General features: G+C 44.5%; 14 protein-coding genes and 1 other annotated feature. Of the genes, 4 read left to right on the forward strand and 10 right to left on the reverse strand.

Translation table 11 applies throughout. The features are described 5' to 3' along the window. Positions 1 to 109: 109 nt before the first annotated feature. Entirely contained in the window at positions 110 to 712 is a 603-nt protein-coding gene (rpsD, locus tag C1T29_RS16720; protein ID WP_014664997.1) for a 30S ribosomal protein S4, read from the forward strand. 21 nt (positions 713 to 733) lie between these two features. On the opposite strand, the gene C1T29_RS24995 is transcribed toward rpsD, so the two are convergent. The 3 genes from C1T29_RS24995 to acsA all read right to left on the reverse strand — a co-directional run bounded on the left by C1T29_RS24995 (position 734) and on the right by acsA (position 4,323). Further along, positions 734 to 862: a small protein SR7P gene (locus C1T29_RS24995; protein WP_041521401.1), complete on the reverse strand. Its 129-nt coding sequence runs from the start codon at positions 860 to 862 to the stop codon at positions 734 to 736. Positions 863 to 993: 131 nt separating this feature from the next. Further along, positions 994 to 2,262 carry a tyrosine--tRNA ligase gene (tyrS, locus tag C1T29_RS16725; protein WP_095432436.1) on the reverse strand — a complete coding sequence of 423 codons (1,269 nt, stop codon included), beginning with the start codon at positions 2,260 to 2,262 and terminating at the stop codon, positions 994 to 996. 50 nt (positions 2,263 to 2,312) lie between these two features. Beyond that, positions 2,313 to 2,550 (reverse strand) — a binding site (T-box leader). Positions 2,551 to 2,604: 54 nt separating this feature from the next. Further along, entirely contained in the window at positions 2,605 to 4,323 is a 1,719-nt protein-coding gene (acsA, locus tag C1T29_RS16730) for an acetate--CoA ligase (RefSeq protein WP_095432437.1), read from the reverse strand. A 159-nt stretch (positions 4,324 to 4,482) separates the two neighbouring features. Here acsA and acuA point away from each other — a divergent pair, with 159 nt between their 5' ends. Genes acuA through C1T29_RS16745 form a run of 3 tightly spaced genes read left to right on the forward strand, consistent with a single transcriptional unit; the run spans position 4,483 to position 6,946 of the window. Then, positions 4,483 to 5,115 carry an acetoin utilization protein acetyltransferase AcuA gene (gene acuA / locus C1T29_RS16735; RefSeq protein ID WP_095432438.1) on the forward strand — a complete coding sequence of 211 codons (633 nt, stop codon included), beginning with the start codon at positions 4,483 to 4,485 and terminating at the stop codon, positions 5,113 to 5,115. Between the two features lie 26 nt (positions 5,116 to 5,141). Next, entirely contained in the window at positions 5,142 to 5,786 is a 645-nt protein-coding gene (locus tag C1T29_RS16740) for an acetoin utilization AcuB family protein (protein ID WP_014665003.1), read from the forward strand. Further along, entirely contained in the window at positions 5,783 to 6,946 is a 1,164-nt protein-coding gene (locus tag C1T29_RS16745; protein ID WP_069150083.1) for an acetoin utilization protein AcuC, read from the forward strand. The genes C1T29_RS16740 and C1T29_RS16745 overlap by 4 nt, the downstream gene beginning before the upstream one ends. Positions 6,947 to 6,956: 10 nt before the next feature. On the opposite strand, the gene motS is transcribed toward C1T29_RS16745, so the two are convergent. From motS to C1T29_RS16780, 7 genes are all read right to left on the reverse strand, one after another. Continuing rightward, complete coding sequence (gene motS, locus C1T29_RS16750; protein ID WP_014665005.1) at positions 6,957 to 7,685, reverse strand: flagellar motor protein MotS; 729 nt, start codon at positions 7,683 to 7,685, stop codon at positions 6,957 to 6,959. After that, positions 7,675 to 8,493, reverse strand: coding sequence for a flagellar motor protein MotP (motP, locus tag C1T29_RS16755; RefSeq protein ID WP_040082125.1), 819 nt, complete (start codon positions 8,491 to 8,493; stop codon positions 7,675 to 7,677). Before motP ends, motS begins: the two co-directional genes overlap by 11 nt. Before the next feature lie 62 nt (positions 8,494 to 8,555). Continuing rightward, entirely contained in the window at positions 8,556 to 9,560 is a 1,005-nt protein-coding gene (gene ccpA, locus C1T29_RS16760; RefSeq protein WP_095432439.1) for a catabolite control protein A, read from the reverse strand. Positions 9,561 to 9,835: 275 nt separating this feature from the next. Then, entirely contained in the window at positions 9,836 to 10,912 is a 1,077-nt protein-coding gene (locus C1T29_RS16765) for a bifunctional 3-deoxy-7-phosphoheptulonate synthase/chorismate mutase (protein ID WP_040082124.1), read from the reverse strand. A 237-nt stretch (positions 10,913 to 11,149) separates the two neighbouring features. Beyond that, complete coding sequence (gene ytxJ / locus C1T29_RS16770) at positions 11,150 to 11,476, reverse strand: bacillithiol system redox-active protein YtxJ (RefSeq protein ID WP_095432440.1); 327 nt, start codon at positions 11,474 to 11,476, stop codon at positions 11,150 to 11,152. Between the two features lie 23 nt (positions 11,477 to 11,499). After that, positions 11,500 to 11,952 (reverse strand): YtxH domain-containing protein, encoded by a 453-nt coding sequence (locus C1T29_RS16775; RefSeq protein ID WP_040082123.1) that lies wholly within the window; start codon positions 11,950 to 11,952, stop codon positions 11,500 to 11,502. A gap of 29 nt (positions 11,953 to 11,981) precedes the next feature. Next, positions 11,982 to 12,404 carry a DUF948 domain-containing protein gene (locus C1T29_RS16780; protein WP_014665011.1) on the reverse strand — a complete coding sequence of 141 codons (423 nt, stop codon included), beginning with the start codon at positions 12,402 to 12,404 and terminating at the stop codon, positions 11,982 to 11,984. Positions 12,405 to 12,530: the final 126 nt, after the last annotated feature.

Raw genomic sequence — 12,530 nt, forward strand, 5'->3', positions numbered from 1 at the left:
TAACTCTCTGCTGCTGGAGCGAGGATACATGAAAACAAAATGTGCATGGTCGAATAGAGCAGACGGTTTTTATTTTCCACAAAAATAAAACCAAAGGAGGAGTCACATTATGGCTCGCTATACAGGTCCATCTTGGAAACTGTCCCGCCGTCTAGGAATCTCTCTTAGCGGTACAGGAAAAGAATTAGAAAAACGCCCTTACGCTCCAGGTCCACACGGCCCAGGACAACGTAAAAAATTATCAGAATACGGTTTGCAATTGCAAGAAAAGCAAAAGCTTCGTCACATGTACGGTGTAAACGAACGCCAATTCCGCACTTTGTTTGACAAAGCTGGCAAACTAGCTGGTAAACACGGTGAAAACTTCATGGTTCTTTTAGATTCTCGTCTTGATAACGTTGTGTACAAGCTAGGTTTAGCACGTACTCGCCGTCAAGCTCGCCAATTGGTTAACCACGGTCACATTCTTGTAGACGGAAGCCGCGTTGACATCCCGTCTTACCAAGTAAAGCCTGGTCAAACAATCGGTGTTCGCGAAAAATCAAGAAACCTTTCTATCATCAAAGAATCTGTTGAAGTGAACAACTTCGTTCCTGAATACCTTACTTTCGACGCTGAAAAGCTTGAAGGTACTTTCACTCGTCTTCCTGAGCGTTCTGAACTTGCTCCGGAAATTAACGAAGCGCTTATCGTTGAGTTCTACTCTCGTTAATCGTTTTAAAAACCCCTGCCGCTATGCGGTTGGGGTTTTTTTATCGTCTGTTTCGTCTTTCGCCTCTTGCTGGCCAACACTATCTTGCGCCTGCCGCTCCCAATAATCCCGCTGTATCCGTTCTTTAGCAATCGTGCACATGAGATTCACGCTTTAGCGCTCCTTTCTTTTAAAAGGTGATGTGGTTGATCGTGTTTGCCCTATCTAATATACTCTTTTCCTTTCATTCCTATGCGGTAAACAAAAAGATCCTTTGCCTTCAGTGGCAAAGGATCTTTTTCTTATTTATATGTCACAAGGAAGTATTTTTTCTTCCCGCGGCGCAGAACAGTAAATTGATTTTCGATGCGGTCTTCAGCCGATAGGGTATAATTTATTTCTGTCTGGCGTTCGCCGTTAATGTAAACAGCTCCGTTTTGGATGTCTTCACGCGCTTGACGTTTAGAAGGAGATAATTTAGATTGCACCAACACATCTACAAGTGAAAGCTCTTGGCTGCTGTCAACTTCCATAGAAGGAACATCTTTAAAGCCTACCTTTACGTCTTGAGCGGAAAGCTCTTTAATATTGCCGCTGAACAGCGCTTGGGAGATGTTGATGGCTTGCTCCAGCGCCTCGCGTCCGTGAACAAGCGATGTCACTTCTTCTGCCAGGCGTTTTTGCGCTTCACGTTTTTCCGGCGCTGTTTCTGTTTTTTCAGCGTATGCTTCAATTTCCTCTTTTGATAGGAACGTAAAGTATTTCAAGTATTTGATAACATCACGGTCATCTGTGTTGATCCAGAATTGATAGAATTCATATGGTGATGTTTTTTCCTTATCAAGCCAGATCGCGCCGCCTTCCGTTTTTCCGAACTTCGTGCCGTCTGCTTTTGTGACAAGCGGAATCGTAAGGCCGAACGCTTTTGCTCCTTCTTCTTCTGATTTTCTGATCAGTTCAAGACCCGCTGTGATGTTGCCCCACTGATCGCTACCGCCGATTTGCAGTTTACAGTTTTTGTCTCTGTAAAGATTTAAGAAATCATAAGATTGAAGAATCATGTAGCTGAATTCCGTATACGAGATGCCGGATTCGATTCTTGAGCTGACCGTGTCTTTTGCCAGCATGTAATTGATGCCGAAATTTTTACCGACATCACGAAGGAAATCGATCACATTCATTTTGCCGATCCAGTCAAAGTTGTTTGCGATGACAGCTGGGTTTTCTGCTGCGTCAAAATCTAGAAATCTGGACAGCTGGTTTTTGATTTTTTGGGACCATTCGGAAACGATGTCAGCAGTGTTTAAAGTACGCTCTGCTTTTTTTCCGCTTGGATCACCTATGAGGCCCGTAGCGCCGCCCACAAGTGCAATCGGATGATGCCCTGCAAGCTGAAAACGGCGAAGTGTTAAAATAGGCAGCAAGTGTCCGATATGCAAGCTGTCTGCTGTCGGATCAAAACCTGAGTACAAGCGGATCTTTTCTTCATTCAGCTGTTTATTTAATCCCTCTTCATCTGTCATTTGCTGAATCAATCCGCGGAAGGATAAATCTTCAAGTAAGTTTGTCATAAGATAAAGCTCCTTTTTTGATTAAAATAAAAAACGCCCCTTCGTTTACACGAAGGGACGATTGATTATCGCGGTACCACCCTACTAATAAGAGAATGCAAAACATTCGTCTTATCACTTTGCCTGATAACGGATCAGGTCCGTTCTTTCACTACTGAAAGCCTGGCCGGCTTTGTTTGCAAAAGCGGTTCATGAGTGTATTCGATATATCCGTCTGTGCTGATTTTCACCGGCCATCAGCTCTCTGGAACGTAAGGATATTCTACTTGTCTCAATCTTTACCTTTTCATATGAAGCTATATCATTTTTAACATAAATAAAATCCCGTGTCAACGCCGCCTTTTAATCCTCCATCGTTGACAGATCACCGGCTGGGAGATTAAGCTCCCATGCCTTCAGCACGCGTCTCATGATCTTTCCGCTTCGGGTTTTCGGAAGCTTATCTTTAAATTCAATCTCACGCGGAGCCGCATGGGCTGCAAGACCCTGCTTTACAAATAGGCGGATCTCTTCTTTCAGTTTGTCAGACGGCTCAAATCCTTCCCTGAGTGCAATAAAGGCTTTAATGATTTCTCCCCGTACCGGATCAGGCTTTCCGATTACACCTGCTTCTGCAATAGCCGGGTGTTCGACAAGCTTGCTCTCCACTTCAAATGGGCCTACGCGCTCACCGGAGGTCATGATGACGTCATCTACTCTGCCTTGGAACCAGAAGTATCCTTCTTCATCCATGTAAGCAGAATCACCAGACACATACCAGCCGCCCGGCATGAAATACGATTCATACTTTTCAGGGTTATTCCAAATGGTATGCATCATGGAAGGCCAGCCCTTTTTGATAGCGAGATTGCCCATTCGGTATGGCGGAAGCTCATTTCCTTGATTGTCAACGATCGCAGCCTCCACTCCCGGAATCGGCTTACCCATCGAACCGGGTTTAATATCCATGCAAGGATAATTGCAGATGAGCTGACTGCCCGTTTCGGTCATCCACCATGTATCATGGATTCGTTTGTTAAAAACTTTGTGTCCCCATCTGATGACCTCCGGATTTAGCGGCTCACCAACACTGAGTACATGCCGGAGTGAGGTTAGATCATATTTCGCAGCCATTTCATCTCCCGCTCCCATCAGCATCCGAAAAGCGGTCGGCGCGCTGTACCAGACATTGACGCCAAGCTGTTCAATCGTTCCATACCAGCTTTCCGGGCTGAAACGTCCGCCGACGATGACATTTGTCACCCCGTTCAGCCACGGTGCAAAAATGCCGTATACCGTACCTGTCACCCAGCCTGGATCAGCTGTGCACCAATAAATGTCTTCTTCCTTTAAATCAAGGACCCACTTTCCTGTTTGGTATTGCTGAATCATCGCTTCATGGACATGCAGTACGCCCTTTGGCGTTCCAGTGGAACCTGATGTATAGTGAAGCAGAAAACCATCTTTTTTATCCATCCATTCGATATCCAGTCTTGTGCTCTCCTGTTTCGCTGCTTCATCATAATTGATGAGGTTTGTGCCGTTCTCAGCCTCTCCGCCGACTACGAATATATGCTGCAAGTGAGGCAGTTTGTCTGCCGGTATCCTCTCCAGCAGCTCAGGCGTTGTGACAACAACCTTTGCCTCACTGTTTTCAAGCCGGTCCTTCACCGCTCCCTCCATAAATGCTTCGAACAGCGGCCCGGCGATGGCGCCAATTTTGATAGCGCCAAGCATAATAAAATAAAGCTCGGGTGATCTCGGCATAAAAATAAAAACGCGGTCCCCTTTTTCCACATTTCCATACCGTCTCAGCACATTCCCGGCTCTGTTTGATTCTTCCTTCATTTCTTTAAATGTGTATTTTTCATCCCGTTTTGCGTCTTTATAATAAAGTGCTACTTTGTTTTTTCGAAACGATTCGGCATGGCGGTCAATCGCTTCATACGCCGCATTCAGTTTCCCTGTCTCATGCCAAGAGAAATGTTTCTCTGCCTCGGCCCAATCAAAATGCCGGTACGTTTCTTCATAGTTTTTTAAGTTATGATCCCCCTCTATTGCTGGTAACGCTTTCAAATTCATGCCCAAACATCCCCCTTTGCTGAAGTTGTCACAATTATTATAGTATAAATTCATATTCTTCTCAATTTTTAAAATATAAACCATGTTGAAAACGCTTTATATTTTGGTATTCTTAAAGAAGGCATGTATTTTTATAAGAATTGATGGGACGGTGAATTAGTGGAACATCATAAAACATACCATTCAGCAAACATCAAAACAGCAACCGGCTCTTTACAGATAGAAGGGCCTGTCTCTCCAGAGGATTTGGCAGGTTATGAGTTTCATAAAGATTTAACCGCATTTCGCCCGCCTCGCGAGCAGCATGAAGCGCTAGTCGATATTGCAGGCCTTCCAGAAGGGCGCATTATTATTGCCAGAGACGGCCGAACCATTGTCGGCTATGTCACGTATTTATATCCTGACCCGCTCGAAAGATGGTCTGAAGGAAATATGGAGGATTTGCTTGAGCTCGGAGCCATCGAAGTAGCGCCGGACTATCGGGGATGCGCTGTCGGAAAGACCCTTCTGGCCGTCAGCATGATGGATGAACAAATGGAAAACTATATTGTGATGACAACAGAATATTACTGGCATTGGGATTTGAAAGGGATGAAAAAAGATGTGTGGGAATACAGAAAGATCATGGAAAAGATGATGAATGCAGGCGGATTGGTCTGGTTTGCAACGGATGAGCCGGAGATCAGCTCCCACCCTGCAAACTGTCTGATGGCCCGCATCGGAAAAAACGTCAGCCAAGAATCAATTGAACAATTTGACAGGCTCCGTTTTTATCATCGTTATATGTATTAACTGACACTGACAAAGGGGAAAAAATAATGATTGTTGAGCAAATCATGAAAAGAGATGTCATTACATTAACGAAGACGGATACGCTTGAAACAGCAATATGCAAACTGAAGGAATTCCATATCAGGCATCTGCCTGTTGTAGATGAAGAACGACACGTGATCGGCATGATTACAGACAGAGACATGAAACAGGCGAGCCCCAGTATTTTTGAAGAAAACAAACGAAGCCTATTTCTCACACGAAGCGTAGATTCAATTATGAAAAAAGAGGTCGTCTGCGCCCACCCGTTAGATTTTGTCGAAGAAATATCTGCGGTGTTCTACGAGCATGGCATCGGCTGCCTTCCAGTCGTACAGCATCAAAAATTAGTAGGCATTTTGACAAAAACCGATTTGCTGCGGACGTTTGTCAAATTGACAGGCGCTGACCAGCCGGGCTCGCAAATTGAAATAAAAGTAAACGACATCACCAAAAGCCTCGCTGAGATCAGCAGCCTTTGCCAAGACCTTCAAGTGAAAATATTAAGCGTGCTTGTTTATCCGCATGACGATCCCGGTGTAAAAGTGCTCGTCTTCCGTGTAAAAACGATGAATCCGCTGCCGTTTTTGCAGGAACTGCAAAGAAATGGGCACCACGTCGTATGGCCGTCAGAGCAAAGGGATCTGCTATGAGAGACAGTGTATTTATCTATTCTCCATCCTATCAAACCTACATGTTTCATCAAGAGCATCCCTTTAATCAGCAGCGGGTTCTGTTAACATATGATTTGCTTCAGACGATCAATGCCTTTGATGATGGAGACATTGTCAGTCCCAGACTCGCCTCAGAAGAGGAGCTAGCCCTTGTCCACACGGATGATTACATTCAGGCCGTAAAGCTTGCGGGCGCCGGAAAGCTTCCCGCTGAAGAAGGAGAAAGCTACGGGCTCGGCACTGAAGATACACCCGTCTTTGCCGGCATGCACGAAGCGGCATCACTCTTGGTCGGCGGCACTTTAACGGCCGCAGACTGGGTCATGTCAGGACAAGCCCTGCATGCGGCAAACCTTGGTGGAGGGCTTCATCATGGCTTTCGCGGGAGAGCCTCAGGGTTTTGCATATACAACGACAGCGCTGTGGCGATTCAATATATCCAGAAAAAATACAGCGCCAGAGTGCTTTATATTGATACAGACGCCCACCACGGGGACGGTGTGCAATTTACATTTTACGATAATCCTGACGTATGCACGCTGTCCATTCATGAAACAGGAAGGTATTTATTCCCCGGAACCGGCCAGATCCAGGAAAAAGGCAGCGGAAAAGGATATGGCTATTCCTTTAATATCCCGCTTGACGCTTTTACAGAGGATGATTCTTTTCTTGAAGCTTACCGGACAGCAGTTTCAGAAGTCGCCGCGTATTTCGAGCCCGATGTCATTATCAGCCAAAACGGCGCCGATGCCCATTACTACGACCCGCTGACGCATTTATCAGCAACAATCAATATATACGAAGAAATTCCCCGGCTTGCACATACTTTGGCTCACCAATATTGCGGAGGGAAATGGATTGCAGTCGGAGGCGGCGGATATGATATTTGGCGAGTTGTCCCCCGCGCCTGGGCCAGAATATGGCTTGAAATGAAGGGGATTGATCCGGGACACGAGATCCCGCCGGAATGGATCGCTAAATGGCAAAAACAATGCCCCGTCGCCCTGCCGTCCAGCTGGAGCGATCCGGCTGATTTATATCCTCCGATTCCCCGCAAACCTGAAATTACAGAAAAAAATGCCCAAACCGTCAGCAAAGCATTATATGCGATACGGTCCGAGCAACAACGAACAAAGTAAAAAACGACCTTCACGAAGAGGTCGTTTTTGATTTTTTGATGACGATTTCCACACGTCGGTTTTCTTTCATGTGTTCGTTTGTCTTATTGTCCTTTACAGGCTTTGTATCCGCATAACCGACAGCAATAAAGCGCTTCGAAGGAAGTTTTTCTTTTGATGTGAAGTATTGAATCACTCCGCTTGCCCGTGCTGCTGATAGCTCCCAGTTCGACGGATATCGGTATGTCGAAATGTTTCGGCTGTCTGTATGGCCTTCGACTTGAATGTCATTTGGAATGGTTTGAAGAAGTACGGCGATTTGGTGAAGAAGTGTTTCAGCATTTTTCAGCACCTTTGCCTCACCTGTATCAAACAGCACCGCCTCCTGCAGAACGAGCACGACACCGCGTTCATCCCGTTTGGCTGTCATTTGGGCCTTCAAGTGATTGTCTTTTATATATGTATTTACTTTCTTGAGAAGCTGATCCTGCTGATCCGCTTGCTTCTTCGCATCGGATGGAGGTGTTTTCTTTTTTTCTATGGACGTTTGGTCCGGCTGAAGCCCGCCGCCATCCTTCTGAATCGAATCGACTGCCGCTTTAAATTTTTGAAGATCGATTTGGGACATTGAAAAAAGCAAAATAAAGAACACAAGGACCAGGGTGATCAAATCTGTAAAGGTAACCATCCAGCTGGATGAAGATTGACTGTTTTTCCCGTTTCCATTCCTTCTTTCAAAACGTTCTCTTCTAAGCTTCATGTATAGATCCCTTTTTTGTTTTTACTTGATTCGGCTGTTTCTGCCATTCTTCCCGTGAACTGAAAACGACCAGCTGGCTTTCAAGGTTGCGCGGGTTTTTTCCGGATTGAACACCGATAATCCCTTCCACCATTACCTGTTTGATGAAAATTTCACTTTCTGTTTTCTCTTCAAGCTTTGCCGCGATTGGGTTGAAGACCATATTGGCCAGTAATGAACCATATAAAGTCGTCAGAAGCGCAACTGCCATATTCGGTCCGAGCATATGCGGATCATTTAAGTTTTTGAGCATCAGCACGAGCCCGACGAGTGTTCCGATCATTCCCCACGCCGGAGCAAATTCTCCCGCTTTTTCAAAAACACGCCGTCCTTTGCGGTGCCGTTCCTCCATTGCTGCGATTTCTGAATCCATGACAAGCCGAATCGTTTCTTCATCCCAGCCGTCAATTGCTAAAAGCAGCCCTTTTTTCAAGAATGGATCTTTGATTCCCCGAGCCTGATCATCCAATGATAAAAGCCCATGTTTACGCGCGTGATCGGAAAGGGAGACAAAGGTTTTCACAAGATCTTTCACATTGTCTTCCTGGCGGATGAATGCCTGCTTTAATACAGAGGGCGCTTTTTTCAGCTCTCTTGGCGGAAAACTGATAAAAACAGCGGCGCATAGTCCCCCTGTTACGATGAAGAAAGAGGTTAGATCAAGAAAAGAGCGGAAACCGCTTACTCCCGATCCCGAAATAATCCCGATAACAATAATAATCGTTCCTAACACAAATCCAACAGGTGTAAGATAATCAAAACGTTTCATCATTTCTCCCCATGAAAAAAGCAAGAATTCACCATGAAGGTGAAGCTTGCTCTTTGTTTTTCTTATGACTTGGTTGACTTTCTTAGTTCGATACGGTGCGGCAGTTCGACGATATGCTCTTCAACCGGCTCTTTATTCATGAGCTTCGTCAGCAGTCTCATCGCAACGGCGCCAATATCATATGTCGGCTGAACAACTGTTGAAAGCTGCGGACGAACCATGAGGCTTAATCTTGTATTATCAAAGCCGATAATGTCAAGATCCTCCGGAATGGATAAGCCCTGATCCTGAGCGGCATGGATAATGCCGAGTGCCATTTCATCAGTTGCAGAAAGAATGGCTGTCGGTTTTTTATCCAGGCTCATCAGATGCTGCAGTGCTTCGAGTCCGGAATCATATGTGTAATCCCCTTCAGCTACAAATTGTTCATTAAACGGGAGGTTCGCTTCTTCAAGCGCACGTTTGTAGCCTTGGAGTTTTTTCGAACGGTTGATCGGTTCTGTCATTGGTCCGGAAACGAACGCGATGTCTGTATGTCCTTTATCAACCAAAAGCTTCACGGCATCATAAATCGCCTGTTCGTAATCGATAGCGACTGACGGTGTTTCCTCCTGCTCTTCTACAGAAGCGGCAAGTACAATCGGCACTGGGGAACGCTTAAATTCCGCCACATGCTCGTCCGTAATGTTTCCGCCCATAAACACGATGCCGTCCACTTGTTTGCCGAGCATTGTGTTTAACAAGTGCAGCTCTTTCTCCATGTTTTGGTCAGAGTTGCTCAAAATAATATTGTATTTATACATTGTCGCGATATCTTCAATTCCGCGCGCAAGCTCTGAATAGAAAATGCTTGAGATATCGGGAATGATGACACCTACAGTTGTTGTCTTTTTGCTTGCCAGCCCTCTTGCCACCGCGTTTGGACGGTAACCGAGACGGTCAATGGCTTCCAATACTTTTTTCCGTGTTGTCGGTTTTACATTTGGGTTGCCGTTCACGACACGGGAAACGGTTGCCATGCTTACATTAGCTTCTCTCGCTACGTCGTAGATCGTAATATTGCTCATCCTAAAACCACTCCTTTTACTGGATACACTTATCCTTATCTATAGCATAAACACTTTATGTAGAGAAATGTCATAATGTCCGAATTTATGTCGTTTATGATTTGTAAGCGTAAGTCAGTAGTGTACATTATTTTTCATTATTCATCAAATTTAATTACTTCTCATGAAATTATACACGTTTTTATAGATGATGAAAACGTATACTTGGATTTTATAACTAAATAAACGAGAAAGCATAAAAAAAGGCCGCAGGCGCGGCCTTTTGGATTGTTCAATTAAGCGTTGACTTTCACCATTGGCTTCAGTTCATTCAGCCATTTTTCGAATTCAGGAATCGCCATTTGCTGAGCAGAGTCAGAAAGCGCGACTGACGGATCAGGGTGAACCTCAGCCATGACACCGTCTGCACCGATCGCTAAAGCAGCTTTAGCTGTCGGAAGCAAGAGGTCACGGCGGCCTGTTGAATGCGTAACATCAACAAAGACCGGCAAATGCGTTTCTTGTTTCAAAATCGGCACAGCTGAAATATCAAGCGTGTTTCTCGTTGCTGTTTCGTATGTTCTGATTCCTCGCTCACAAAGGATAATTTGGTCATTTCCTTGTGACATGATGTATTCAGCAGCATTGATGAATTCAGAGATCGTTGCTGCAAGGCCGCGCTTCAGAAGCACTGGTTTTTTCACTGCACCGGCAGCTTTCAGCAATTCGAAGTTTTGCATGTTGCGCGCTCCGATTTGAATGACATCAATGTAGTCAAGCGCTTCTTCGATATGAGCCGGCGTTACGATTTCACTGATAACCGCCAGATCATATTCATCCGCTACACGTTTTAAAATTTGAAGGCCTTCTACGCCAAGCCCTTGGAAATCGTATGGGCTCGTACGAGGCTTAAAGGCTCCACCGCGCAAAATTTTAATGCCTTGTTTTTTCGCAGCTGCAGCCACTTCAGCTACTTGCTCATAGCTCTCTACCGCACATGGGCCGACAATGAATCTTTGCTGGCCGTCTCCGATTTTTTCGCCTTTGATATCAACAATTGTATCTTCAGGTTTTTTCTTGCGGGAGACAAGCAGCGCTTTGCTGTGATCTTCTTCTTGAAGCTCTAAACCGGCTTTGAATATCTCTTTAAAAATGTGCTGGATGGTTGAATTTTCGAACGGACCGTCATTGTTTTCAATGATATTGTTTAACATAGTGCGTTCTCTGACAGGGTCAAATCGGTTGACACCCTGTGCTTCCTTCGCTTTACCGATCTCTTTTACAACATTTCCGCGTTCGTTGATTAATTTTAAAATTTGTAGGTTTAATTCGTCTGCTTTCTGCCTTAAAAGCTCTAACTCTGTGTTGCTCATTTTTTTCATCCTTTCCCTGCACATTCATTTTTTATTTTGTAGTTATCATGCATCTTACTATAAGTAATTCCAAATGGAAATACTGAAATACAAAAAATTTTATAAAAACTCTACTTTATTACCCAAACGCTTTTAAGTGATAAAGTAATCTATGAAGCTATCCTACATGATGTGAGGGCAATGTTCAAGGGTTTTTTACAAAAAAAAAAGCGCCAGATAATATCTGGACGCTTTTTGCTATGACAAATGCTGCTCAATGGCAGCCTCTGTAATTTGTGAATGTGAGGTATGCCATTTCACTTCACCGTTCTGAATGATGAATACTTGAGGGCTTTCATGCTTTACCCCATATGTTTCTGCGATGAAATTTGACAGCGGCCGGGCTTCTTGTACTTGAAGATAGTAAGCCGGCACATCCTCATGCTGCTTTGCAAAGGCATCAAACTCATGAAATGCTGCCTGGCTGATCGGGCATGTGGTGCTGTGTTTAAAGAAGACAAAAGCGCCTTCCTGTTCTGCAATCCGTTTAAATTCTTCTTCAGATTGAATAAGCTGTTTAGCCATGATTCAAGCTCTTCCTTCCCTGCTCAGCGATTCATATGCTCAGCCTGTTTTTGTGCATCTTTCAGTTCGTCTTTTACATCTTCTTTCGCCTGGAGGACTTGATCTTTTGTTTCGCCGGCTGCCTGCATCGCTTCTTCCTTCATATCTTGCATTGTTGATGAATCCGTTTTGTCAGATTTGGAACGGTCTCTTAAATCCTTTACCTTGTTCATGATCTGCCCAGACTGATCCGCTACAAGCTGTGTGATGTTGGAAGTTTTGTCTTTTGCGATGCTGACATATTGCGTGCCTTTTTCCTTCGCATCAGCCGTCATTTTATCTGTTTTGTCCCGTAATGCAACCGCTTGGCTGCCGAGATCGTCGCGAAGTTCTTTGCCTGATTTAGGCGCTAGAAAAAGAGCTGTAGTGGCACCGATGATTCCCCCGATTAAAGTTCCGATTAAAAAATCTTTACTATTAATTCCATCTTTGCTCATCATTATTCCTCCTCTAGGTATTTTTTCTCTTACAGAGCTGATTTTTTCTTTTGCTTCCATTTCTCCCAAATTTCCATTGCTGCTTGGCTCCATGTGACAACTTGATTGATCTTGTCTTGATTTTCTCTAACTGATGCCGATACAGACCCTGCCGCCTGTTTCATGGATGTATTGAACTGCTGTACAGAAGTTCCCACCCCTTGAACAGCATGAACGACCGTGTTCAGCTTTTCTGATTTTTCCTGAATATCTTCAGCCAGGCGGTTAGTCTTATGTAAAAGCTCGGCTGTTTCAGTTGTGATGCCCTTCATTTGTCCCTCCAGCCCTTCAAGAGTGGATGCGACGTGTTTTAGTGTCAGCTGCAGTGACTTCAATGTTTTAGACAAGTAGATCACTAATACGAGAAATGCAATTGCAATGAGTGCAACGCTCAAATAAAGAATAATAATCATCTCAAACCTCCTTGCTGCAGGATATACTGCTGTTTACCCGTTTTCTTCAATCATAAACATGTGTACTGGGCTGTATACATACTATTCTCCGTTATGTAAGAAAATCCTTTAATAAGCTTTCTCATC

Source organism: Bacillus sp. MBGLi79, assembly GCF_002953915.1.